Raw genomic sequence first — 25,121 nt, 5'->3', positions numbered from 1 at the left:
TTTTTCCATCATTCCCAAACCTTCTGGCCACTTGTCGCATTATGAACAGTATAAATCTTTTTCATCCGCAATCAGGCTGAGGGCCGCCGTCCAGGCACGCTGGATAATTTCCTCCGCCTCATCGCGCTGGAACTGCTCTGCCGTACGCCGTCGGACCTCCTCAGGCGGGTAGGAGAGCTGCCTGCCCCCCGCAAGCGCATGAATCTGGATCTGGCATGCGCGTTCGAGGAAATAGATTTCGTGGAAGGCATGCGCCACATGCCGCCCGCCCACCAGCAGGCCGTGATTGCGCAGGATCATGGCATTATTGGTGCCAAGATCGGCAATCAGGCGTTCCTTTTCCTCGGCCCGCAGCGCAATCCCCTCATACCCGTGATAGGACAGGCAGCCATAAAATTTCAGGGCATGCTGGCTGATGGGCAGCAGCCCCTCCTCCTGGGCCGAGACCCCTGCCCCGTGGGGCGTGTGGGTATGAATTATGCATTTCAGGTCAGGCCGGGCCTGATGAATGGCGGAATGGATGACAAAGCCCGCGGCATTCACATTGGACTGCTCAAGCTGCAGGTCCTTCACATGGCCGAATTTGTCAATCCGCACCAGATCGCTGGCGCACATCTGCTCGAAAACCTTGCCGTAGCGGTTGATGAGGAAATGCCCCGGATCATCCGGAATGGCCATGGATATATGGGTGTCAATCAGGTCCGTCATGCGGAAATAGGCAATCAGCCTGTAAAGCGCAGCGAGTTCACAACGTGCTTTCCACTCATTTGCAGAGAAGGATTCGGATGGAAGGGTCACAGACAAGCCTCCGGAAAACATAAAGATGCACACAGGGCGAACGGACACGGCCGTATCATTTTTCCTACTAAGGCAAGGATGATTACACGAACCTTTCGATATGAAAACAATAAATAGTCATTAAAATGGATAATAATGACCATTAATTGTATGCCTTGCAAAATATATTCGTTATTTACAGAGAATATATACTTTAATGCCCTTGCGAATCATCCTTCATCTGTCCAGACTGCCACCGCAGCGCATTCTCATCCGCATGTGATGGCCAGAAACAGAAATAATGATGGGCAGGCCGAATGATTAATTGACATCATGCTTTCGGGTAAATCATTATTGGTTCGCAACGTTTGATGCCCCGGGCCCTGGCAGCAATACCGCTGCAGGTCTGGTGCAATACCCGGCGTCCAGCGCCATGAAATCGTGAACGAGCCTCATGCAATGCGGCAGGTTAGGTTTATGAAACCCTGTACCCTGAAAACTGAAATCAGGCTGTATCCCCATGACCATGCTCTCTTTCCCGTCCATGCCTGACCCTGTGAACCGAAAGGCCGAAACGGGCCATGACATCCCCAGGAAAAGTGAACAACTGATCGACCGGCTGGACTGGAACCTGCTGCGCACGTTCATCGCCATCGCGCATGAAGGCAACATCACACGCGCGGCCAGCAGCCTGCGCCTGACACAGTCCGCCGTCAGCCAGGCCCTGCGGCGGCTGGAAAAGCAGATCGGTTATGCCCTTATTGTCCGTAACGGAAGCCGCTTTACGCTTTCCAGCCATGGCGAGAAGGTGCTGCGCCTGGCATCCGATATCTATGGCTCGATCAAGGCGATCAGCAACGAGATCGAATCCGGGGCGGAAGAAGTGGGCGGCCATATCCGCCTGCTTACGCTCAGCAGTATTGAATCCGTCACGTATGACACGTTCCTGGCCAGCTTCCATGAGCGCTTTCCGCGCATATCGCTTGAAATCATCTGCATACGCAGCGAGGACATCCTAAGCTCCCTCCAGAAAAAGACGGCCAATATCGGCATAGGGCTCTGCCCGCGCCCCCTGCCCCGCATCGGTCGCTCACTGATCATGGAGCAGTCCTATGGCCTGTACTGCGGGCGGCCCCACCGCTTTTTTGGCAAGAGTGACATTTCCCTGCGGGAACTGGCGCAGGAGAATTTCGTCCGCTCGGAAGCGGACAGGATTGACGGGCTTCTCTCCAACATCACCATTTTTCGCAACGAGATGGATTTCAGCGGGTGGATCTCGGGCACATCGTGCTCCATCCAGGAAATCACCCGCATGATTGTTACGAATTACGGGATCGGGTGCCTGCCTGAACATATCGCGCAGCCATGGGTGGATGCAGGCAGGCTGTGGCGCCTGCCACCTGCCTCGGGCATCACCACATCGGGGATATTCCTGCTGTGGAACCGTGACGGGCGCTACAGCAATAGTGAACGCATCTTTCTCGAGCAGTTCCAGAACCATCTCCAGGCATCCCCGTCAGCGCCTGATGGCAGGCCTGAAAGCATCACTGCCACCAATGCAGGGTAGACCACCAACTACTCTTTACAGAATCTGTTGAAATAAAAGACCTTTCGTCTGGCACGCCGGGAGCATATTAATGGCAATCATCTTCTTCATTCTTATCCTCACCGCGTCGATCATCGTGGCGATCATTTCAAAGCGGCGTGCCGGTGCGCAGAACATCAAGGACTACCTTACGGCCTCACGGTCCTTTGGTTCGATATTCATCTTCTTCCTCGGCATTGGCGAGACCTACAGTATCGGCATGATGACCGCCTTCCCCGGTGGCATCTATCATTCCGGCTACCCGTTCGCGTCGTGGTTCCTGTCCTATGTGCTCCTGGCCTATCCTGTCGGCTATTTCCTGACCCCGCGCATCTGGCAGCTCGCGCGCAATACCAACGCCGCCACGGTGCCAGACATTTTCCGCAAGGTGTTCAACAGCCGCGCGCTTGAAATTACCGTTGCCTTCAACATCATATTTTTCATGATTCCGTGGGCGACCATCCAGTTTTCCGGCCTGACCCTTGTGCTGTCGGGGCTGAACATCGTCTCCTCGCGCTGGCTGCTCATGCTGACTGCGGGCGGGATCGTTTTCCTGTATATTGCCATTTCCGGCATCCGGGCCTCCGCTTATGTCTCGGTCATGAAGGATCTGCTCGTGCTGTTCATTATCGGCACGATCGTCATGGCGCTGCTCAGGACAGACAATCCCGCTACCCTGTTCCAGATCGGCACGGATGAACTGCACAATACGGGGATCACCGGCCGGCAGGAAAGCTTTGCCATGTCCACGATGTTTTTCCAGGCCATTGGCATGCCCATCTTTCCACTGAGCTGCGCGTACATCATGACGGCACGCAGCGCACGGACCGTAATGCGGGCACAGATCTTCATGCCGCTTTACATGGTGGTCTTTCCGTTCATGATGCTGATTGCCTTTTATGCCAAATATCATCACCTGGCACTCACGTCCCCCAATGATGCCTTTATCGAGACGGTAAAAACCCTCCTGCCGCCCGCCATGATCGGGATTGTGGCCGGCGGGGCCGCCCTGTCCGCGCTGGTGGTGCTTTCTGGCACGTGCCTTGTCATCGGGTCGCTGGTGGCGCGCAACCTTGTGCCCGGCCTGCCGGAAAAACACCAGAAAACCACATCGCAGATGGTCATCATGTTTTATATTGTCGTCTCCATGGTTCTGGCGACCATGGTGCCAACACTGGTTTCCCATCTGTATAACATGACGTATTTTGGTGTAACGCAGTTGCTGCCCTGCTTCCTTCTGGCAATCCTGTCGGTCCGCGTCCGGCCCCGGGCGCTGTGCGCCGGGATCATACTGGGGGATGCCCTGGGGTGCGGGCTTTACCTGAGCGGGATCGATACGCTCGGCATCAATCCCGGCCTGATCGGCCTTGTTGCCAACACCGCCATCGTGTTCCTGACCGGCAACTGCCAGCGGCCGCAGAAGGTCCGGCATCATGCGGAGCAGGAATACATCGTGATCGAGGAAAACTGGACAGACCGTCCTTTATCCACATCTTCGGGGTCATGATCCCGTTCCGTGGGGGCATGGCCTGCCTCACGGTTCGTGCCTTCCGGCCCTTTCCGCCGTCCACAGGCCGCGGCTGCCCATATGCCCCCGCCTGCCTGTTTCAATTTTCCATTCCAGACTGGATACCCCATGACGCCGCCCCTCCTTGAACGCCGCCATCAGTTGCTCAGTCCGTCTTACCGGCTGTTCTATGATGAACCGCTGCACCTTGCATCGGGCCGGGGGGCATGGCTGACAGACGTGCATGGCCGCCGCTTTTTGGATGCCTATAACAATGTTGTCCCCGCCGGGCACTGCCACCCGCGCATTGTGGCCGCCATCGTGGCCCAGACGGAACGGCTGAACACGCATACGCGTTACCTGCATGATACCATTGTGGATTATGCGGATGCCCTGCTCGCAACCTTTCCCTTCCCCGCGCAGGCAACATTTACGTGCTCGGGCAGCGAGGCCAATGACCTGGCCATCCGGATCGCCCGCCATGTCACCGGTGGCGACGGGCTGATCATAACCGAGAATGCCTACCATGGCGTGACCTCCACAACAGCCGAGATTTCTCCCTCACTGGGCAAAAGCGTCAATCTCGGGGCGCATGTCCGCACGGTGCCCGCCCCTGCGGCAGGCACGGATTTTGCCGCAGGTGTCAGATCCGCCATTGCGGACCTGCAACGCCATGGTATCCGGCCTGCCCTGCTGGTGGTGGATACGATCTTCTCCTCGGATGGAATATTTTCTGATCCTGCCGGGTTCCTCGTCCCGGCAGTTGAGGCAATCCGTGAAGCGGGCGGACTGTTCCTGGCCGATGAAGTGCAGCCCGGTTTCGGGCGCACCGGCACCCATATGTGGGGTTTTGAACGCCATGGCATCACGCCGGACATGGTCTCGATGGGCAAGCCTATGGGCAACGGGTATCCGGTTGCAGGGCTTGTATGCCAGCCGGACGTGATCCGGAATTTTGGCTCCAGCATCCGTTATTTCAATACGTTTGGCGGCAACCCGGTCGCCATGGCCGCCGCCATGGCAACACTGGGCGTGATCCAGGACGAGAACCTCATGGAAAACGCCAATACCGTAGGTGCCTACCTGCGGACACAACTGGCCCGGCACCCGGGCATTCATGATGTTCGCGGAGCAGGACTTTTCATTGGCGCCGAACTGGCGGATGAGGCCATCGCCTCCCGGGTGGTCAATGAAATGCGCGCCCGCGGCGTGCTCATCAGCTCTTCCGGCCCGGCTGGGAATGTCCTGAAAATCCGCCCGCCTCTCATATTTTCCCGTGAACAGGCGGATATCCTGAACGACACGGCAGCAGCAGCCCTGGAAGTGGCTCTGGCGGATGGCTGACAGAGCATTTCCTGCCTTCGAGTGAAGGACTCTACCACTACTTTGGCAGAAAATTTGGAATAAGGATTCCCAACGGGAGCGAACAGTGATTCATGGAAGACCAGCTGCAATGGGCGCTGGCGATGAACAACGACTGGCGATCAGATCTGGAAGTATGGCTTGCGCCATTTCTATCGGCACTGGGTCACAAAGCGCTGAACTGCCCCGGGTTTACCGGAGAGTAAAACTCTCGGAGGATGAGCCCTATGGTAGAGAAGAAGAAGACATAGCGTTATTCACCTGAGTTCCGTGAGCGCGCCGTGCGCCTTCTGGACGAGCATCGCTCGGATTACCCGAGCCTATCGGCGGCCTGTCGCGAGATTGGTGGCAAGCTGGGCTGCTCGGGCGACAGCCTGCACGACTGGTGGAAGCAGGCCCGGCGGGACGCGGGTGCGCAACCGGGGCCGACCACGGCCGAGACGGCACGGATCAAGGCGTTGGAGCGGGAGGTTCGTGAACTGCGTCAGGCCAATGAGATACTGAAGAAGGCCTCGGCTTATTTTGCTCAGGTAGCGCTCGACCGCCCGTTTCGCAAATGATCGCGTTTATTGAAGCCTGTCGTGCCGATTATGGGGTCGAGCCAATCTGTCGCATTCTGCCGATTGCCCCGTCCACGTTTTACCAGCAGGCGGTCATGGCAAGAGATCCGACCAGGGCCAGCCCGCGTGCGCGGCGCGATAGGGAGTTGATGGAACATATCCGTCGGATCTGGCAGGATAATCGTGCTGTTTATGGTGCGCGCAAAGTCTGGCACAGCCTGCAGCGTGAGGGGCGACAGGTTGCACGCTGCACTGTTGAGCGCCTGATGCGGCAGATGGGTCTGAAGGGTGTAGCCTGGGGCAGGAAAGTTATTACGACCCGTCCGGATACGCCGCGTCCCTGTCCCGATGACAGGGTCAACCGGCAGTTCCAGGCAGAGGCTCCCAACCAGCTCCGGGTCTCGGACTTCACCTATGTCCAGACCCGGAATGGCATGGTCTATGTGGCGTTCGTCATTGATGTGTTCGCCCGCAGGATCGTGGGCTGGAAGGTCTCGGCCTCCATGACTACCCAGTTCGTGCTCGACGCCCTTGAACAGGCCATCTGGCAACGAAAGCCTGCGGGAAACAAGGCGCTGATCCATCATTCGGATCGTGGTTCACAATACCTGTCGATCCGATATACCGAACGCCTGGCGCTGGCTGACATCGATGCCTCGGTCGGCACGGTCGGTGACAGTTATGATAATGCACTGGCGGAGACGATCAACGGTTTATACAAGGCCGAAGTTATCCATCATCCGGGGCCATGGAAATCCATGGCGCAGGTCGAATGGAAAACACTCAGATGGGTGGACTGGTACAATAACCGACGCCTGCTGGCACCAATCGGCTACAGGCCTCCCGCTGAAGTCGAACGCGCCTTCCATGCAGATCAGAGCAGACTTGATATCGCAGCCTGAGCGCTGAACAAATCGCTCTCCGGTAAACCCGGGGCAGTTCAGCCAGCCGGGCCGGGCAGATTGCCGACAGGCTGCCCGCCTGGATCTCGTGATCCTTGATGAACCCGGTTATCTTCCCTTCAGCGCGTCTGGGGGCGCCCTGCTGTTCCATCTGCTCAGCCGCCTCTACGAGCGCACCAGTGTCATCATCACAACCAATCTGAGCTTCAGTGAATGGGGAGACGTCTTTGGTGACCCGAAGATGACAACGGCGCTCCTCGATCGGCTGACCCATCACTGTCATATCCTCGAGACAGGAAATGACAGCTACAGGTTCCGCGCCAGCACCGCCGCGTCAAAAAACAGAAAGGACAGATCCTCTTCTTGACCGCCCGTCCGACTATGCCTGAAATAGCATCTGGCTGGGCCAATTCCTGATGAAAAACCCGGGTCAGTTCTCAGTGAAAATCAACAGCCAGAGCCTTGTCCAATTCAGGCACCAAAGCCAGACGGTCTTCCAACCCTTCATCTATTAACCTTTATATTATTTATTACGGTGCAGGCTATTGCCACAATTATAATTTCAATACTGAGTATACCAATCCAATTAATCGCCGCGATAACAGGCGTTTCCATCGCCTGTATCTGAATAAAAAAGCTCAGGCCAAGCAGTACGAATCCTGCTATCCGTAGGCATCGACATGTCAGGGGTGCGACTGTTTTACGCAGAAGGATGCCGTTGCCCCGCACAGACCCCATGGCCAGCAGCAACATGGCACATTGCCCACACAGAATAGTGGCAACCATCATGCCTGCCGCGCCGTGCGGAAAGCCGCATACCCGAACGCCCCGGCCAGCCCGAGGGCGATTCCCCCTACCCCGCGTGTTATGATACTGGCCCATGGCATGCTGAGCAGTGTTATAGCCAGGCAGGCCAGCATATTGCCCCCCAGCAGTTCTGGCCACGCACGGCCGGGCCGCCGGAAAAGGGCAAAGACAAGTATCACTGCCCACACCACGAAAACGGATTGCACCTCGTATCCGGACCGGGCCGCCATTGTGGCAGGCAGAAGCCGGTTGGTCAGGAAATAGGTGGCAAAAGCCAGCGGTGTTCCAGCCAGGATGCCAACATTCAGGCGGCTGACGATCACGTGCCCGCGGTGAGGCCGCTGCCGCAGGCGCTTGATGGCCCACAGATGCATCCCGCTCCCGATCACTACGGCAAGGGTCAGGCCGGACAGGAAATAGAGCCAGCGTGTGAGCCCCGGTGCAAAGCGCGCGACATGAAGGCCATAGAGAAAGGAATAAAGCCTGATGACGGGTCGCGTTTCGGTATGCTCGTTCAGCAACTGCCCCGTGACCCCATCGAAGGTCATAATCCGGGCAGATGTGCTGACCGTCTGGTTATTGCCGGAAATGAACGTGACAAGGGCAGCGCGATCAGATGGATTGAAGACATAAATCTGTGCAATACCTGCGCCCCTGAAATGTCTCTCCGCCGTCTGGATCAGGGGCAGGATGGGCGCAAGATGCCCTGGCTGGCCGCTGGCGGGGCGGGAGTACAGGGCCGGATTCAGTTCCGTGTAAGATGCCATCTGGTCATGATGATAGACCGCCTGCGTGCTCCATGGCAGCAGCAGGGATGCCAGCGTTACCGCACCCGTCAACGAAATCATGAGATGGAAAGGGAGCGCTGCAACACCAAACAGGTTATGGGCATCAAGCCAGCTTCGCTGCCCCTTGTTCGGCCGGAACGTGAAAAAATCCGCAAAAATGCGCCGATGGATGATGATGCCTGTCACAAGGGCCACGACAAGCGCCAGAGCCGCGATGGCTGCGATCAGCCTGCCCCAGGGATAGGGAAGCTGGAGTTCGAAGTGAAAACGGTAGAAGAACTCACCCCCGAGTGTGTCGCGCATACCATCTGGGCTGCCGCTTTGCGGATCTAGAACCCGTTGAATGTATTTTCCCTGTGCGTTGGGCCATATGCCGGTTGCAAATGGTGCTTCCGGCGTGGGACAGGCCACATACCATGCCGCCGCCGTTCCTGCATGCTGGCCCAGCCAGTCTGTCGCCCGGCTGCAGACCTGCACGGGATCAACCGGCTGGCTGGCCAGTTCAGGGTGCATCCACCGGGTGATCTCCTGACGATAGACGCTCAGTGACCCCGACAGCGCAATGGCAAACAGCACCCAGCCGGTGATGAGCCCCAGTGTGGTATGCAGCCATGCCATGGAGGCACGAAATGACCCTTTCATGGCCGCCACCCTGCAGCAAACGCCATAAGAGCCAAGACGCCCATGCAGGCACCAACACCCAGCATGAGCCGCCGCAGACTGGAGATGCCAAAAGCCGCAATAAACACGATGGGCCAGAGCAGCAGGCCGGAAAGTGTTCCGGCCATGGCCCTGTCCGCCCGTGACAGGGGCAACCACAGGCCCAGCGCCACACCACCCAGGGATGCAAGACCATACCCGCCCGGAAGAGCCACCAGCACGCGCAAGGTGACGTTCAGCCGGGACTGCCCGGCAGGCGATAGGTTACCAGCTAAAGCCAATGCTCGCCTGCGCATTCCGCCGCTCGCCATAATAGCACCATTCCTGATTATAGGATGCGTAGCTCAGACAGTTGGAGACATACTTCTTGTCAAACAGGTTGCGTGCACTCGCAGCGATCGTCCATCCACGCAGGTTTGGCGAAAGGTGGGACAGGTCGTAGCGCAGCGACGCATCAAACACGGCATATTGCGGCACCCACACGCTGCCATAGCTGGCCTCGCCGCCATAGGATTTGGCTGAATAGCGTAGCCCGCCGCCAAAGCCCAGGCCTTTTACCGGCCCCGACGGCATGGTGTAGAACGCAAACAGCGAGGCATTGCCCTTGCCTGACTGCAACAGGGGCTTGTTTGTCGAATCATCACGCACTTTCTGCACGCTTACCGCTGCCGTGATCATCAGGTTCTTGTAAGGCTCGGCATGGGCTTCGAATTCAAAGCCGTCCGAATGGACCTTCCCGCTCTGCGTGCTGTAGCCCAGATTGCCAACGGCAACGAGCACGTTGGTCTGTTCAATATGGTAACCCGCAGCCGTCAACAGCAGCGACGTGCCCGGAAGCTGGTATTTCAGGCCACCTTCAAGCTGCTTGCCAAGCGATGGATCGGCCTGGCGCTGCGTTTTGCCGCCATCATTGGATACAATGCCCGACTGCGGCTGGAAGGAGGTCGAATAGCTGATATAGGGCGCAAGACCGAAGTCGAAATGGTACAGGGCCGACGCACGCCAGGTAATCTGGCGGGGACTTTCACTCGTGGATGTATGGCCGACATATTCGTTCTGTTGTGAACGGTACCAGTCATTACGCAGGCTACCGGTCACGACCAGACCTTTCCAGCGCATTTCATCCTGCGCGTACATGCCGATCTGGTGCGAATTGGTGCGGTAATTCACATAGGGGCTGCCCATGGAGGGAATGGCCATATGATAATCCGGATGCAGGACATTCAGGGCAGGTGCCGCGCCATAAAATGCCTGCTCCGCCGCGCTCTGCTGCATGTAGTCAAAACCGAACATCATTGTATGCCGCAGGGCACCGGTGCGGACATGGCCCTTGAACTGGCTGTCAAAAGTCAGGTTGTGCGTATGCTCGTTCGTGCCGAAAGCGGAGCGGCTGAGCATGTCATCGCTTGTATAATAACCGTTGTTATATACGCTGCGATAGATGGTCTTGATATCATCATACCGACCGCGGCTGGTGAAGCTCCAGTCATTGTTGAAACGGTGATTGAATATGTAAGTAATCCCGCCCTGCCGGCGGTTGAACTTCTCGAACGGCACGTCGCCATCATAAAAATTCCGGGGCAGGTATCCGTAAGATGCGGGCTTGAGCGACCCCACCAGCGGCTCGCCGCCATAAGTGCCGTTTTCGGGATCGTACTGATAATTGCCCAACAGTGTCAGTGTGGTTGGCCCATCGCCGCCAAATGTGAAGGAAGGGCTGATGGAAAAGCGTCGACTGCCTGTCTTGCTCAACTGGGTATGCTGGCCGTTGACCGTGCCATACAGGCGATAGCGGACCATGCCGTCCTTCGTTGCATAGCCGCCAACATCGGCATCCACGCGGTAAAGGTCGAACATGCCGCCGGTTGTGGTGACGCCACCATAGAATTTCTGGTCGGTCGGCAGCTTGCTGGACAGGGCAACAAGCCCGCCCGGGCTGGACTGTCCATACAGCGCGGATGCTGGTCCTTTCAGGATCTCGACGCGTTCCAGCCGGAACGTATCGGTCTGCGCCGTGGCATAACCTGTCGGGCTATCCTGCAGTTTCAGGCCATCAAGAAAGGTCGGGACCTTGAAGCCACGCAGGAAGAACTGGTCATAACGTGTGCCTTCCCCGCCGCGCAGGTCAGGGGTAATGCCCGCCGTATAGCGCACGGCCTGATTAAGGCTGAGCACGCCGCGCACATCCATTTCATTGCGGCTGACAACCGTAACCGACTGGGCGGTTTCGATCAGCGGTGTATCGGATTTCGTGGCCGAGGACGCAGATATGGCTGGCCTGCGGGCATGGACTTCCAGTTTTTCAGCCTGCACGCCGTGTGCGTCAGCCTGGGGTGTTGCCTGTTTCGTGTGCACCGTCCCGGCGGGGTGGTCATGGTCCGGTTTTGTGGCCAGATCGGCCGCAAGGGCATTTCCTGTCACCAGAAGTGAAAGTGGAAATACATAAAAAACCCTGCTGCGCTGCATGCCCGACCCCGTTCCTGGCGTTTTTCATCGTGTGGATGGGAGCCATAACGTAAATGAGAATCACTTGCAACACATGTCAAAATGTATCTGCGCATGATTGTCGGCCAGCCTCTCTTCTGGATTTGATGCGCCCCGGGAATACGGCCCACACAAGACACTGTACAACCGCTGGAAACACTGGAGCACCATGGGATCTTCATCCGAATGATGGGGCGCACCAGAAGTGGCATGAATACGAAGCTTCACGCGGTTACTGACAAAAACCGACGTCCGCTCAGCGTCTTCATGACGGCAGGGCCTGTGAGCAATTACATGGGTGCGGCAGTCCTTCTCGACAGCCTCCCCATCGCACAGTGAATGCTGGCCGATCGCGGGTCTGACGCCGAGTGGTTCTGCAATGCCCAGGAGGCGTGTCGCAACACGCCACGACAGATGCCCAACTGTCTTCTTCTCAGCCATCTGCCTCGCAGCAGCCGGCATGTTCTGGCTATGTGCCCTGAGCCTAAGTATTTCGACGATTTTAACAAAGACGCGGTATGGGACATGATCAGCCCACCTGCACTGCGTCTGCATTGGCGATACCCTGATCCCGGTACGGCTCGAGCCCTGAACGTAACGCATAACACCCTGTCTAAAAAGAAAGTTTCACGCGATCTTGAGCGGGAATCCGTTTGTCATGCGCCGATGTCTATATATATCCGTATATAGACAAACACAGCCGACAGCCCATCATCCTGATACATCGTCACGTGCCGGCGGGCCGATCCGGCCCCCATGCAGGGATGGAAAGGGCTGGCTGACAAAATAAACGGGAGGCCACTGTTCACCATGCTTTACCAGTCCATCAATCCGTACACGGAAGAAACGCTCAAGACATTCGACCTGCATTCGGATGCCCAGCTTGCCGGTATCATTACAAAAGCGGATACCACCTATAAAAAGAACTGGCGCAATAAAACCTATGCCCAGCGTGCTACGATACTGCACAAGGCCGCTGAAATCATGCGGCATAACCGCGATGCGTTCGCCACGCCGATTACCGTAGAAATGGGCAAGCTGTTCCGCGAGGCACAGGCTGAAGTAGACCTGAGCGCCGATATCCTTGATTACTATGCCGACAATGCCGAGAAATTCCTCGCCCCGGTTGACCTGAAGGTTGATGACGGCAAGGCCACGATCCTCAGCCAGCCCATTGGCATCGTCTTCTGCATCGAGCCGTGGAATTTTCCCTATTACCAGTTGGCCCGCGTGGCTGGCCCCAACCTTATGGCCGGTAACGTGCTGATCGTGAAGCATGCGCCCGGCGTGCCACAATGCGCGGTGATGTTTGAAGAACTGTTTGCCGATGCGGGCGCGCCCGAAGGCACGTATTCAAACGTTTTCATTACCAATGAACAGTCGGCAACCGTCGTGGCTGACCCACGCGTGCGTGGTGTGGCGCTGACTGGCAGTGAACGCGCAGGCAAGGCCGTGGCGGCCGAAGCAGGCAGCGCGCTCAAGAAGAACACCATGGAACTCGGTGGCAGCGACGCCTTTATCGTGCTGGATGATGCCGACCTTGATGTTGCAATCAAATGGGCGGTCTGGGGGCGGATGAACAATACCGGGCAGTGCTGTGTCGCGGCCAAGCGGTTCATTGTTCATGAAAAGATTGCCGATGCCTTTACCACGCGCTTCAAGGCCGCACTTGAAAACCTGGTGGCGGGCGACCCGATGGATGAAAAGACCACCCTCGGCCCGCTATGCAGCGAAAGCGCGCTGAAACTGGTGCTGGGCCAGATCGAAAACGCCGTGGCGCACGGTGCGCATGTGGTAACCGGTGGCAAGCGCATTGATCGTCCCGGCTATTTCCTCCAGGCGACCATCCTTGACAATATCAACAAGGATAATCCGGCCTTCCACCAGGAATTCTTCGCCCCCGTGGCCATGATCTTCCGGGTGCCAGATGAACAGTCGGCCATCGATCTGGCCAATGACTCCCCCTACGGGCTTGGCGGCTCTGTCATCACCACCGACATCGAACGTGGAAAGCGGGTAGCGGCCCAGATCGAGACCGGCATGGTCTTCATCAACCGCTCGACATGGACCGCGCCCGGCCTGCCGTTTGGTGGCGTGAAGAACTCCGGTTACGGCCGTGAACTGTCCTCGCTGGGTATAGAAGAGTTCATCAACAAGAAACTGGTACATACACCGGCGTAAACCGGTCATCTGGCGGCCAGTATTTTGTAACATGCCGTCTGTAGCCCCCTGCGTATGTCATTGCAGGGGGCAAATGCTGTTTTTTATCTTATTATATACCTGTGTCACATAGGCTTACGACAATTTATGTGCCCGACCGGGCACAAGCGTGAAAGACAGTGTCCTGCCATGACCCCTCTGCGGCCACGCAGAGCTGGTGGTCAAATTCAGGTGGCAGGGCACGCCATTTCGCACCGTTCTGAGGCCGCCAGAAAATCGCGGATATCGTCCATCGAAGGTTCTTCGGCGGGGCCTTGCCCTTCTTCGGACGAACTTCCTCGATCAAAAGCACCCGGGACGGACCATGCGGTATCAGAAAAGACCAACTGCATCTTGACGCCGGGACAGGGAACGATTGCCAGCCCTGCCATACATCATGGCATACAGACAGGTCACCAACAGGACACCAGCAAGGCAGTTGCCCATGCCCAGCAGCCCAATACCAAGGAAATGCCCATTGCGGCCAAGCAATCCGGAAAGCGGGGTTACGCTGGCCTGTGATATCATCCACGCCCCACTGCACAGGGTCGCCAGCCTGCCGGTCGGGTCCATGCGGCAGGCAATGCCGATCAGGTTGGGATAGATGAAAAACCACAATACATAATTGATCAGGAACGCTGTACAGAACGCGAGAATGCTCCACGGAACTGTTTGTCCGACACATGCCAGCGCAGTCAGGAAGATGGCGGGCGCCAGCAGACGGAAGGCTGCCCTGCCATCGCCTAGCAGCGATCCTGCGATGCACATTGCAAGGCCACCTATGTTGGCAACCGCCGCAAGCCAGCCAAACGCCGTGTCCGTCAATCCAGCCAGATGCCCCACATGGGCGGAAAACGGCCATATGGCCAGACTACCACTGGTATAAAAAACAACGGCGGCAATGATGAACCGGGGATGGGCACGCGGTCTTTCCCCAGACCGGGTTACGGGAACAGGGCACGACGGGGGGAGGCCCGATCGGGACGTCATGAACCGCATAAGGGGCAGGAGTAGCATGACCAGCAACGCCAGAAAACCAAATACCCCTGCCCTGCCCCCGAATGCCGCAGCCTGCGGCAGAAGCAGGCTGGAAGTGGTAAATACCGCCGTCTGCACAATCATGACCAGCGACAGGCTGCGCGCGGGTGAACGCGAGCGGGCCGAGCCGATATTGACCACCGCGTTCAGCATGCCCAGCCCTGAACCCGCCAGCAGGCGCAGCGCCAGAAGCATGCCATAGCTGGCCATAATGGCCGAAGCGCCTTGTGCTACGACAACCATGATGCCCGCCACCAGCGCCAGTCGCCGCAGGTGCACACGCGCGGCCCATGGCGAAATACCGAACATGGCCCCGGCATAGGCCAGCATTTCGACCGTGCTCCAGATTCCTGCCTGAAAGGTGTTGAGATGCAGGTCGGCCATGAGCGCGCTGACCGCGAACGGCCCAAGCGAGTTCATGCTGTGGGCCGCGCAGTCGGCAGCGCTGATGCCGACCCATTCCCACCGTCCGGCAGTTCCTGCTGGCGCGCGAAGGTTTTGGGTGCTGGTCATAGGGAACGCGAGACCTCGAAGCCAAAGCTGCGCAACTCACCGGGGTAGCGGCTGATATTGCCGTTGAAAAACTCCCCGAACGCATTGGTATAGGTCAGCTGGTTGGTCAGGTTATGCATCCAGAAGGCCACTTCCGTTTTCTTGTCCAGCGAATGCCAGGCCACGCGCACATTGCCCATCAGAACGGGTTTTTGTGAAAAGGCGTTGCGGACAAGAGCCTGCGCCTGCGCGGATGAAAGCAGTACGCCCGGTGTCGTGGGTGTGGCGTCCGACCATGCCTGAAAACGGTAACGGCTGGTGTAGCGCCAGTCTGTCTGGAAAGCAAAGTCACCGAATGAGACGGGCAATGTGTAACTGAGCAGCAGATTGGCGGTGACACGCGGCGCACGCTCCAGCGGTTGTCCGGACAGGTTGACCGCATTACCGCCATTGAACGGCGTGGGCGCGCTGGCGTTGGTAAAGCTGGTGTAATGGGCGTCCTGATAGGTCACGCCAAATGTTGCGAGGAAATTGTCCAGCGGCCGCACCTGCCCCTCGAACTCGAAGCCGTTGGATACGGCGCTGGCGGCATTGGTGGTGTGCGTGCCGGTATTCTGCAAGATCGTGACCTGCATGTTGTCGTAGTCGTAATGGAAGCCGCTCAGGTTGATCTGGGCGCGTCCTTTCCACAGCCGGGCTTTGACCCCGCCTTCGTAATCTGTCAGCGTTTCCGGGTTATACAGGCTGAAATCAGACGCCGTGGCGACATAGGTATTGTAATTGCCGGTACGGAACCCCCGCGCATAGCGCACATAGCCCATGATGTTGCTGTTCAAGCGGTATTTGAGGCTGGCGTCCTCGCTATCCCTGTTGAATGTCTTTTTCAGTGTCGGCCCGCTGATGGCGCTGCCGGTCGCAGGATCGATATAGGTGTTCGTGCTGGTATTGATGTAGGTCAGCACACGGTCGGATGTATTATAGGGACTGCCAGCCTGCGTGGCATAAGCCCATGCCTCTCCATTGGCCTGACGGGTTTCCGATGTGAAACGCGCACCGACATCGAGCGTCAGTCTGGGCATCAGGTCAACCGAAACGGCAGAAAATACGGCTGCATCCTGCGTGTTGATGTTGAAACTGGACGCATTGCCGCCCGCACCAAAAGCAACCGGGCTGTAAAGTGGCTGCTGGCTGTAGGACTGGGTCAGGTTGCGCATGTAATAGACACCGCCGATGTAGCGTACCTTTTTGCTCTGGGGCGATGCAACCCGGATTTCGTTGCTCAGTACGCGGGCGACGCCGCCAATGTTTTCCTGGTAATCGATCGGAGCCGGACTGGCATCATCATCGGAAAAGACATTGAAATGATTCCATTCCAGTCCGAAAATATCCGTCAGTGTCCAGCCGTGGGCAAAGGCATACTGCGCATTGACCGACAGGCCAGACCGCCGTGTTGTCGCATCACTGCGGCCATTGTTCTGCAGGTTGCGGGCGGATGTCTGGGCATAGCCCTGATCGTCCTTTCCCCCGGCCAGCAGGCCCACATGGTCCAGTTCCACATCGGTCTTGTTACGCCCGATATGGCCCTTGACCAGTATGCTCAGGTTATCAACGGGTTTGGCCAGTATCTCGCCACGCATGTCGTAATACTGGTAACCGTTGGCATCTTCTTTCCGGTAACTGTCATGGTACTGGCCGGAAAAATCCTGGTTGGTAATGGCAAAGCGCGCCATCAGGCGATCCTTGACGATGGGACCGCCAATCGCTCCTTCTTCCCCCAGACGTCCGTAATTGCCAGCCGTGCCCCGCACGTAGCCATCCAGATGATTGGTCGGCCGCTTGGTGTAGTAGTTGACGGTGCCCGCCGTGGTGTTCTTGCCCTGTAATGTGCCCTGCGGACCACGAAATACCTCGACATGGTCCAGATCATAGATCGGCACCCCCTGCGAGGCCCCGCTATCCAGAAACACGTCATCTTCCGACACGCCGACCGCCGTGGTCATGTTGGCCGAGAAGTCATTGGTCCCGATACCGCGCAGGCGGTAGCGCGGATTGGCAGAGCCTGATGTGGTTTCGGCCATAAGCCCCGGTACGTCGTGGGCCAGGGTCAGGGCGTCCCGCACGCCGGTGCTCTGCAACGTGCTGCCGGACAGGGCAACGATGGAGGCAGGAATTGTGCTTGATCGCTGGGTCCGCCGCGTGGAGCGAACGGTTATTTCCTCCACCCCACCAGCGTCTTTTACTGCCCTCGCCGCTTTGTCGCGTGTCGCAGGCGCGCCGGGCGCATGGCGCGGCAATTTTTCCCGTTTGGCGGCGGGTTGGGTATCGGTCAGGTCTGCTGCAAAGGACGCGCGGACGCAGGGCAGCGTACCAGCCGAAAGGGCGAAGGCGAATGTCGTCACGTATGACAGGGCAGGAATACGGTTCATGGCGATTGTCTCACCGGGCGCCGGGGGAATAAAGGCGCGCTTCAGCCTCAAGCGTTTCCAGAGGCTTGTGATTGCGGATGTATGCGTTGTGGGCATTGGGCAGGGGCTGATAGTCCCAATGCGTACAGGTCCCCATCGCCAGCGCGCGACTGACCAGTCGCCGCCGTTGCTGGCTGGCGATGACAGCACGGGTAATGCGGGCGTAATCCCATTTCCTGTGCGCTTCTTCGCTGAATGTCGTCAGTATGGCTGCCGCAGCGTTGCTGCCGTTCAGGTTGCGGGTTTCATCCGGATCACTGCTCAGATCGAAAAGCTGATCGGGTTCGCCGGGAGTATGAATGAACTTCCATCGCCCGCGGCGGATCATGCTTACGGGCGCTATCGTGCCTTCCCCGCAATATTCACCAAACACGCCATCATGGCCGCCTGATCCATCCAGATGGGGGGACAGGCTGCGGCCATCAGTGCGGGGTGCAGGCGGCGCTCCGGCCAGGCCGCACAGCGTTTCCCCCACATCCACCAGCGAGACTGCGTCACGCACGATACGGGGACGGAAAAAATCCGGGCCGCTGAATATAAGCGGCACGCGCGACGCCCCTTCATGAAAGGACATCTTGTACCACAGACCATGCTCGCCCAGCATTTCACCATGATCGCTGGTGAATACGATCACCGTATTGCGGTCCAGCCCCGTTTCCCGCAGCACCGCACGCAGCCGTCCTACCTGATGGTCGATATAGGAAATCGCGCCGAAATAGGCCCGCCGCGCACGCGCGACGGCCTGTGGTGTTGCGGGGTCGGCGGCAATGCCGCAGGTCTCGCGTATGCGGGTGACTGAGGGATGATGATCCGGGGCCAGATCCACCCGGGGCGACGGAATGGGAACATCAGCATACCGGTCCCACCATTCCTGCCCGATATTGAACGGATCATGCGGGTGGGTGAAGGATACCAGCATGCAAAACGGACGCCCGTCATGCACACGGGCCAGATCATACAGCTTGCGCCGGGTGGCGAAGGCGACTTCCTCATCATAATCAATCTGGTTGCTGCGTACGACCGGACCGGCCTGGTGAACTGAATCCATGGAATGATACCAGTCAGGCCGGATTTCAGGGTGCAGCCAGTCAGGCACCCAGCTGAAATCAGCGGGGTAGATATCGGTTGTCAGGCGCTCCTCAAACCCGTGCAACTGGTCCGGCCCAACAAAATGCATCTTGCCCGAAAGAATGGTGCGGTACCCTGCAAGCCGTAGCCGGTGGCCGAATGTCGGGGTACCGGCATGCCATTCGCAGGCATTGTCATATACGCCGCTTATGGTGGGCAGCAGGCCACTCATGAACGCGGCCCGCGACGGACCGCATAACGGGCTGTTGGTATAAGCGTTACCGAACACCACCCCCTGCCTGGCCAGATCCGTCAGGTTGGGGGCGATGACGGGCGACGGATCGCGACCACCCAGCACGGCGGGAAGCAGCGCCGCCGTCAGCTGATCTGCCAGGACCACAAGGAAATTGGGACGATTGGGCGGCTGCACGGGCATAGCTCTTATCTCGCGGATATATAACGTATTACGATAGTGAATTGTGTTATTAATTTAATATGCGATATTAAGTGTGGTTTGTGATGTCACTTTGTTCTTATGCGTGGTATAATTGATAATTATGACAAGTTTCATAGTTGATTATCTGATGGGCAATGTGCGGGTGCTCGAAGCGGCAGGCCGCCTGGGCAGTTTCAGCGCCGCTGCGGCCGAACTGGGCATGACCCAGCCTGCTGTCAGCCAGCAGGTCGGGCATATTGAACGCGTCGTCGGTATGCCGCTGTTCACGCGCAGGCATCGCGGAGTTACGCTGAATGACGCGGGCCGCACGCTGGTCGCCGCAGCGTCAGAAGCACGGGCCACCATCAGGACCGCGCTAGAGCAGGCTACGGCAGGTAGCAGGGACAAGGTGCTGAATGTGCTGACCGATTATGGTTTTGCCGCCAACTGGCTGATCTCCCGCCTGCCAGATTTTGAAAAAATCTGTCCGGGCGTAAAAATCCAGATCCTGACAACCCAGGCGCTACAGACCGGGCCTTCCTTGGGGATAACAGCGGATGTTTCCATCCTGTTTGAAGCGTCTGGCCGTAAATCAGGTGAAAACCGCATGACGCTGTTTGAGGAAGAAGTCTACCCCGTATGCAGTCCCGCCTATGCGCGCGCCCATGGTCCCTTCACAACATTGGCCGATCTGGAACGTGCGCATCTTCTGCATCTGAATGGACATGAGAATCTGTGGTTTACATGGACGGACTGGTTTGCCCGGATGGACCCGGACCCGTCAGCGCGGGGTAGCCAGCAGACGGCGCGCTTCCGCACTTTTGGCAATTATCCGCTGCTGCTGCAGTCTGCCATGCAGGGAGAAGGCATCGCCCTGGGGTGGCGACCGCTGGTTGATACCTGTCTGGAAAGCGGCGTTCTGGTCAAAGTCTGGCAGAAACCACTTAAAAGCCGCCGGGGCTATGTGCTGACGGCCCGCAGCCCGCGTAGTAGCCAGGCTGATCTGTTCTGTGACTGGCTTGTTAACCTCAGCCGCCTTCACATTCTCCCCGAAAATCAGGACGGAAACATGACATCATGAATGGAAGCGCAAGCTGCATGCAGACCATACACCAATTGACGACACGCTCTAATCCTGAGTTGGAACGGGCAAATGTAGATCAGCGACGAGTCCTTCCGGCCGCCATATTCTATCAATCCGGCCGCCGGCAGCCTGGACGATACGGTCCACCATCGCGCTACCAAAACCGCTTCTCTCTGGCGAGATTGAAATTTTCGGACCGCCGGTTTCGATCCAGGTCAGGTCAAGCATATCACCATCTGCTTTCCACCGGATTGTAACATCGCCACCGTCGGTACTAAGTGCGCCGTATTTTACCGAGTTGGTTGCCAGTTCATGAAGGAAGAGAGCAAAAGTTGTCATAATCTTGCGGGGTATTGACACATGTCCGCCACCAATCAGGCATCGATCCCCATAGGGGCGCAAGACCGAACGGACGAGCGCTTCAAGGTCAGACTGACCCGCATCACAGACTTCACTGTCAATTCCCGAGAAGACTGCATCGGAAGCCCGTGAGAGAGCGCCCAACTTCTCACGAAGGATGTGTGTTGCGGTGTCCTGCGTATTGCTCCTGGCGGCTTCTTTCTCGGCAATGAAGATGAGGCCCGACACGACAGAGAAAAGGTTCTTGATGCGATGCTGCATCTCGTTGGAAAGCAACTTCTCTCGATTGATCGACTCTTCCAGTTCCTTTTCCAGCTTCGTTTTTTCGGTCACGTCTCGTGAGACACACAGGATCGAGAGCACATGGCCGGAAGCATCGACAAGGGGGGTCAGCAGGTTGTCCCAGTACATAAGCCCGTCAGGAGATTCACTCCTTCCATGAAAGCGTGCACTATGTCCTTTTGCGGCCTTCTGAAGTGCTTCCTTGCCGCATTGATGAACGTCTTCGGGCAGCAGGGAGAGCCACGGCATCCCGAATTCTGAATTCTGAGGTACATTCAGCGCAAGACAACCTGCCCGGTTCATGGTCAGGAGCCTGCCATCGACAGATAGGACCTTGATGCAATCTAGTGTGGCATCAAGCATGGTCTTCTGCAGGTCGAATAAATGCGGATCAGTTCTGGAAAGAATATCCGGAAAAATAATGCTCGTATAGATTTTGGCAGCTGTTTCCATGTCTCTGACTCCTCTGATTGGAACGCTACCAACCTCGTGATATTACCATATCACGATTTCTCCTCCATTGCGGTATCTGTCAATCAGCACTCAAAAATAACCTTCAATCGGCATGCAATGCCAGGGCATGTTATGGCTTGATCCAGTCTGCTGCGGCAGCGATGTGGATGACGGCGAGAAACGACGTTGCTGTTTTTTCATATTTGGTTGCGACAGCACGCCACTCCTTGAGACGAGCCCTGATGTTCGTACCATCCAGAAAAGTCATACCAAGTGCCACTCCCTGTTGGTTCTGAACCCGTTCAAGCAGGCATTCCCACACACCCAGTTTCGCCCAGCGGATGAAAAGTTGTGCCGCCCGCCACCAAGGCCCCAGTTCAGTGGGGATACTCCGCCACTTCGCACCATTCTCATGACGCCAGAAAATCGCTGCTATCGTGCGCCGCAGATCATGTGGTGGCGTCTTGCCCCTCGGGCGAACCGCCTCAATCAGAGGTTCCCAGAGCGCCCACGTCTCATCCGTAAAAGTGCCTGTTCCGTCTCCTTCTTCCATCCCTACAATATGGGAAGAATTTCAAGATCTAACAGGGCCTAAACTGTCGGCATGAACCGTCGTAAACAATGCTTACCTATGCCTGCCCCTATGATTTATACTTACAGGACTCTTATTTCCTGCTTACGGTATTTCATTTCCATCCTCGGGCAATGACCATTTCATCGTTAATTTCTCTTATCAGAAAATCAGGTACTCCACAATTTGCAGCGACCTCTTCCCACAAGCAAAGCGCACTGTCGACCGCATCAATAATCTTGTCTCTTCGAACAGGCTTGATGCCTGCGACCCGCGCGACTTCATTGATGGCAACCTTGCCCGGGTGACGCCCATCACCAGCGATCGATATCGAATGCTCGCCACCAGGGCCGGCGGAAAACGACACATCATAGGCGGGAGCCAGCGACCACTCAGCAGCCGCATTCATGAGAAACGCGTGATTTCGAACATGATCGTCCCGGTTTAATGCCCGCACGTTAAATACCATGCGTCTAAAAATTTCCTCAACTACATCAATCCGACGACACATAAGTTTGGCAAGCTTGATGAGATCAACGTAATCGACCACACCGTGCTGCATACCGGTATCAAGCAACCCCGCCACCGTGGACATATGCAAGCGGCCACCACCCGGACGATCGAACCGATCAGTGCCAAAAAATCGCTCTTTATTACCTTCCAGCGGAAACATTCGACAAATGTTGATGCCAGCTTCTTTCATGAGAATGCCGTAAGCGATCTCGGCTTCCACCGTCCCGATCGGATCAGATGATGCACGCCCTTTGATCAATACCTGCGTCCAGCCAGAAGCGACCGGCAGGCGGTAATCGCGCAAAGAAAGCATATCATCCTTGATCTGCGCGACAAATTTAGGCCGCGCGCCCTGACTGCCACCCGACATGACACGGAGCCGCGAAAGATCTGCTGCGGACGCACCATTCACCACTTGCGGTATGATCTCTTCGAACCAGCCCAGATCAATGCTCTCATTCGGAAGGCTACCTGTTTCAGGGGCATACGTTAGGGCCCCGCTACCATAGCACCCGACATAGGCGAGACGTTCGATATCTCCGATTTTGGTTCGGCTGATACTTCTCGCCGCAATTTCCCGATCAAGCAGGAGGCGTCCCCATCCATCCGGGAGACTATCTTCAAACAGGGAAGGAAGACCTGCACCCCGACCGCTGTGAATTGCCCCGGTTTTTGTGGAGACAGCAAGACCTGTGAGGTAAGAGATATTCATGAGTAACAAATCGAAGCGTTTTCGGCCTGAATTTCGTGAACGTGCAGCCCGCATGGTTCTGGAGGAAGAGAAGAACCATCCTTCGCGGTGGTCAGCGGTGATGATGATCGCTCCAAAGCTGGATATTCACCCTGATACGCTGTCAAAATGGACCCGTTTACATGAACGGGCCAATGCGCCTGCAGTGAAAATCAACATGTAGTGGAATAAACGTATCAACCAGAAGTGTCCCCGTATCCTCGCACAAGGTATTTGGGGTCGGATCTCTTTACGGCATGATCCTGATGTGAATTCCAATTCTTTATGAAAGATCGGGATGGGCATGCGCGGGATTCAAGGCCATCTGCTTGAGATCTATGGCGTGGAGGCATTACCAGGCCCGATCCGCATCATTACCGACGCCGTGCTGGACAATGACCGTTTCCGTGGTGTGTTCTTCGATGCCCTGCGGGTGAAGGTTCGTGATAAAAGTATCGTGCGCAGCAAGGCGGTGCATATCCGCCCTGATTGCCTTTGCCGCCAAGGTCCGAAAATTGACCTACGCCGCCAATGTCATTGAGGCGCTGAACGCCAGACTGACGCGGGCCGTCCGGGCTGGGGACATTCCCCTTCGGGGAACGCTTCGCACGCGCAATCCGGTAATCAGGAAATATAAACATGTCCCAAACACGACATTCCTGACAGCCCCCTGCCGCGGCATGCGGAAAACCGCATACCTGTCGGCTACGGGAAATTTGCGTGCGAATTCCGGTGCGGCACGTTCATCATTCCATAACATGCCTGGCCGCAGCATTACCCCCAGCCCATCCAGCATCACACGACGTTGCTGGACGGACAGGCCGATATCAGTGGCATCAGCCATGTCCCCCGGATGGAGATCCTTATGCGCAGGGGGTGGCTTGATGTGGCCGGCATCTGCTGCCTGCCGTCTGCCAGCACGGCCTTGATGGCCGTTATGCCCAGATCAATCCCGACAAACATGCTTATTCTCCGCCGCCACACGTAAAAGGCGTGGTTATCCGGCCATCAGGTGCTTCAGGCCATCCCGGCCTGCCACGATAACCTCGGATGTGCGGCCAATAAACAGGCCACTTTCAATCACGCCCACGATGGCGCGGATTTTCCGTGCCAGCCCCACGGAATCCACGATTTCCCCAAAATTGCAATCCAGGATCAGGTTGCCGCCATCGGTATTGAAGGGTGTGCCATGCGGGTCCAGCCGCAGGGTGGGCCGTCCACCCAGATCCTGCAGCCGGGAGGCAGTCAGTTCCCAGCCGAAGGTCGTGACCTCCACCGGTACGGGCATGTGGTGGCCCAACCGTGGCACCAGCTTGCTTTCATCCACCACCACCACGAAACGGCGTGAGGCGGCGGCCACGATCTTTTCACGGAACAGCGCCCCGCCCCGGCCCTTTATCAGGTTGAGCGTGCCCATCTCCACTTCATCCGCGCCGTCAATATCAAGATCGATCTGCGGGTGGGTGGCGAACGTCACCAGCTTGATCCCGTGCGAACGCGCCTGCTCGGCCGAATGCTCCGATGTGGGAATGGCGGCAAACCGCAGCCCTTCCGCCCAGCGGCGGCCCAGTTCATCAATCATGTAAGCTGACGTGGTGCCCGAGCCGAGGCCAACCACCATCCCGTCCCTGACCATGGATGCGGCCTCGATCGCGGCAAGGCGTTTCTGTTTCTCATGCGGGTCACTTGTCTGGCCTGTCATGTCCGGGCTCCTGCTGTCCTTCTGGCTGGCTGTATCCTTTCCGTACCCCGCTGGAGGCGTGGCGATGTTCACGACATTCATTGTCCTGCTGCCGCCTTGTCCATAAGCCAGATGAGTTCACCCTCGGTCGTGATATGGCTGGCAGGCTCCGCCGGGTCGCCCGCGCGCACTTTTGCAAAGGCTTCGCGCTTGCCGGTACCCGCGAGCATGAACACCACATGGCGGCTGGAATGGATGGCGGGATAGGTCAGCGTGAGGCGGGTGTGGGGTGCATCATCGGGCACGCAGGTCGAGAC

At 57.3% G+C, this 25,121-nt stretch carries 20 protein-coding genes, 4 pseudogenes and 1 other annotated feature; of the genes and pseudogenes, 11 read left to right on the top strand and 13 right to left on the bottom strand.

The window, feature by feature from the left end:
- Nucleotides 1–39: 39 nt before the first annotated feature.
- Nucleotides 40–798: a class II aldolase/adducin family protein gene (locus tag CDI09_RS06905; protein ID WP_249034002.1), complete on the bottom strand. Its 759-nt coding sequence runs from the start codon at nt 796–798 to the stop codon at nt 40–42.
- 499 nt (nt 799–1,297) lie between these two features.
- Here CDI09_RS06905 and CDI09_RS06895 point away from each other — a divergent pair, with 499 nt between their 5' ends.
- The 6 genes and pseudogenes from CDI09_RS06895 to CDI09_RS06875 all read left to right on the top strand — a co-directional run.
- Nucleotides 1,298–2,344 carry a LysR family transcriptional regulator gene (locus CDI09_RS06895; protein WP_236944521.1) on the top strand — a complete coding sequence of 349 codons (1,047 nt, stop codon included), beginning with the start codon at nt 1,298–1,300 and terminating at the stop codon, nt 2,342–2,344.
- Between the two features lie 70 nt (nt 2,345–2,414).
- Nucleotides 2,415–3,869 carry a sodium:solute symporter family protein gene (locus CDI09_RS06890; protein ID WP_078527275.1) on the top strand — a complete coding sequence of 485 codons (1,455 nt, stop codon included), beginning with the start codon at nt 2,415–2,417 and terminating at the stop codon, nt 3,867–3,869.
- Nucleotides 3,870–3,998: 129 nt separating this feature from the next.
- Complete coding sequence (locus tag CDI09_RS06885; protein WP_078527274.1) at nt 3,999–5,213, top strand: aspartate aminotransferase family protein; 1,215 nt, start codon at nt 3,999–4,001, stop codon at nt 5,211–5,213.
- A 92-nt stretch (nt 5,214–5,305) separates the two neighbouring features.
- A complete protein-coding gene (locus CDI09_RS18800; RefSeq protein ID WP_257788369.1) occupies nt 5,306–5,437 on the top strand; it encodes a hypothetical protein in 132 nt (43 codons plus the stop codon).
- Between the two features lie 75 nt (nt 5,438–5,512).
- Nucleotides 5,513–6,693, top strand: a protein-coding gene (locus CDI09_RS06880; RefSeq protein ID WP_205836622.1) for an IS3 family transposase whose coding sequence is annotated in 2 segments (ribosomal slippage) — nt 5,513–5,753 and nt 5,753–6,693 — 1,182 coding nt in all. Because the reading frame shifts where the segments join, the coding sequence is not laid out codon by codon here.
- Nucleotides 5,746–5,862, top strand: a sequence feature (AL1L pseudoknot). Its footprint overlaps the gene before it by 117 nt.
- A gap of 38 nt (nt 6,694–6,731) precedes the next feature.
- Nucleotides 6,732–7,060: pseudogene (locus CDI09_RS06875) on the top strand (ATP-binding protein); the annotation flags it as partial.
- A gap of 418 nt (nt 7,061–7,478) precedes the next feature.
- Here the strand turns inward: CDI09_RS06875 and CDI09_RS06865 are convergent.
- The 3 genes from CDI09_RS06865 to CDI09_RS06855 are packed head-to-tail and all read right to left on the bottom strand — an operon-like array spanning nt 7,479 to nt 11,414.
- Nucleotides 7,479–8,930 (bottom strand): PepSY-associated TM helix domain-containing protein, encoded by a 1,452-nt coding sequence (locus tag CDI09_RS06865; protein WP_078527271.1) that lies wholly within the window; start codon nt 8,928–8,930, stop codon nt 7,479–7,481.
- Complete coding sequence (locus CDI09_RS06860) at nt 8,927–9,229, bottom strand: hypothetical protein (RefSeq protein WP_146220813.1); 303 nt, start codon at nt 9,227–9,229, stop codon at nt 8,927–8,929. Before CDI09_RS06860 ends, CDI09_RS06865 begins: the two co-directional genes overlap by 4 nt.
- Nucleotides 9,213–11,414, bottom strand: coding sequence for a TonB-dependent siderophore receptor (locus tag CDI09_RS06855; RefSeq protein ID WP_078527267.1), 2,202 nt, complete (start codon nt 11,412–11,414; stop codon nt 9,213–9,215). Before CDI09_RS06855 ends, CDI09_RS06860 begins: the two co-directional genes overlap by 17 nt.
- Before the next feature lie 124 nt (nt 11,415–11,538).
- Between CDI09_RS06855 and CDI09_RS18535 the strand changes: the two are divergent.
- Nucleotides 11,539–11,961: pseudogene (locus CDI09_RS18535) on the top strand (hypothetical protein); the annotation flags it as partial.
- A 281-nt stretch (nt 11,962–12,242) separates the two neighbouring features.
- Nucleotides 12,243–13,613 (top strand): NAD-dependent succinate-semialdehyde dehydrogenase, encoded by a 1,371-nt coding sequence (locus CDI09_RS06845; RefSeq protein WP_078528187.1) that lies wholly within the window; start codon nt 12,243–12,245, stop codon nt 13,611–13,613.
- A 351-nt stretch (nt 13,614–13,964) separates the two neighbouring features.
- On the opposite strand, the gene CDI09_RS17555 is transcribed toward CDI09_RS06845, so the two are convergent.
- The 3 genes from CDI09_RS17555 to betC are packed head-to-tail and all read right to left on the bottom strand — an operon-like array spanning nt 13,965 to nt 19,124.
- Nucleotides 13,965–15,182, bottom strand: coding sequence for an MFS transporter (locus tag CDI09_RS17555; RefSeq protein ID WP_146220812.1), 1,218 nt, complete (start codon nt 15,180–15,182; stop codon nt 13,965–13,967).
- Nucleotides 15,179–17,587 (bottom strand): TonB-dependent receptor, encoded by a 2,409-nt coding sequence (locus tag CDI09_RS06830; RefSeq protein ID WP_078528184.1) that lies wholly within the window; start codon nt 17,585–17,587, stop codon nt 15,179–15,181. Before CDI09_RS06830 ends, CDI09_RS17555 begins: the two co-directional genes overlap by 4 nt.
- Nucleotides 17,588–17,597: 10 nt before the next feature.
- Nucleotides 17,598–19,124, bottom strand: a complete 1,527-nt coding sequence (betC, locus tag CDI09_RS06825) for a choline-sulfatase (RefSeq protein ID WP_249034001.1) — start codon at nt 19,122–19,124, stop codon at nt 17,598–17,600.
- 127 nt (nt 19,125–19,251) lie between these two features.
- Here betC and CDI09_RS06820 point away from each other — a divergent pair, with 127 nt between their 5' ends.
- The gene (locus CDI09_RS06820) at nt 19,252–20,211 is read left to right on the top strand and encodes a LysR substrate-binding domain-containing protein (RefSeq protein ID WP_078527263.1); all 960 of its coding nucleotides are present in this window, start codon (nt 19,252–19,254) and stop codon (nt 20,209–20,211) included.
- Between the two features lie 48 nt (nt 20,212–20,259).
- On the opposite strand, the gene CDI09_RS06815 is transcribed toward CDI09_RS06820, so the two are convergent.
- The 3 genes and pseudogenes from CDI09_RS06815 to CDI09_RS06805 form a co-directional block, all read right to left on the bottom strand.
- On the bottom strand, nt 20,260–21,309 hold the full coding sequence (locus tag CDI09_RS06815; protein WP_078527261.1) for a PAS domain-containing protein: 1,050 nt from the start codon (nt 21,307–21,309) through the stop codon (nt 20,260–20,262).
- Nucleotides 21,310–21,535: 226 nt separating this feature from the next.
- A pseudogene (locus tag CDI09_RS06810) lies at nt 21,536–21,862 on the bottom strand (transposase); the annotation flags it as partial.
- 133 nt (nt 21,863–21,995) lie between these two features.
- Nucleotides 21,996–23,105, bottom strand: coding sequence for a type II toxin-antitoxin system HipA family toxin (locus CDI09_RS06805; protein WP_167370237.1), 1,110 nt, complete (start codon nt 23,103–23,105; stop codon nt 21,996–21,998).
- Between CDI09_RS06805 and CDI09_RS06800 the strand changes: the two genes are divergently transcribed.
- The gene (locus CDI09_RS06800; protein WP_110571227.1) at nt 23,104–23,307 is read left to right on the top strand and encodes a transposase; all 204 of its coding nucleotides are present in this window, start codon (nt 23,104–23,106) and stop codon (nt 23,305–23,307) included. The genes CDI09_RS06805 and CDI09_RS06800 overlap by 2 nt on opposite strands.
- A gap of 111 nt (nt 23,308–23,418) precedes the next feature.
- Nucleotides 23,419–23,604, top strand: a pseudogene (locus tag CDI09_RS06795) (IS256 family transposase); the annotation flags it as partial.
- A gap of 314 nt (nt 23,605–23,918) precedes the next feature.
- Here the strand turns inward: CDI09_RS06795 and CDI09_RS18075 are convergent.
- The 3 genes from CDI09_RS18075 to CDI09_RS06785 form a co-directional block, all read right to left on the bottom strand.
- Nucleotides 23,919–24,086 carry a hypothetical protein gene (locus CDI09_RS18075; RefSeq protein WP_167370236.1) on the bottom strand — a complete coding sequence of 56 codons (168 nt, stop codon included), beginning with the start codon at nt 24,084–24,086 and terminating at the stop codon, nt 23,919–23,921.
- Between the two features lie 34 nt (nt 24,087–24,120).
- Nucleotides 24,121–24,825 (bottom strand): ribose-5-phosphate isomerase RpiA, encoded by a 705-nt coding sequence (gene rpiA, locus CDI09_RS06790; protein ID WP_078528183.1) that lies wholly within the window; start codon nt 24,823–24,825, stop codon nt 24,121–24,123.
- Between the two features lie 77 nt (nt 24,826–24,902).
- A partial coding sequence (locus CDI09_RS06785; RefSeq protein WP_211308934.1) for a 6-phosphogluconolactonase occupies nt 24,903–25,121 on the bottom strand: 219 nt, incomplete at its 5' end.

The organism is Komagataeibacter nataicola (assembly GCF_003207795.1).
Lineage (GTDB): Bacteria > Pseudomonadota > Alphaproteobacteria > Acetobacterales > Acetobacteraceae > Komagataeibacter > Komagataeibacter nataicola.
This window is presented reverse-complemented; position numbering and strand designations above follow the sequence as displayed.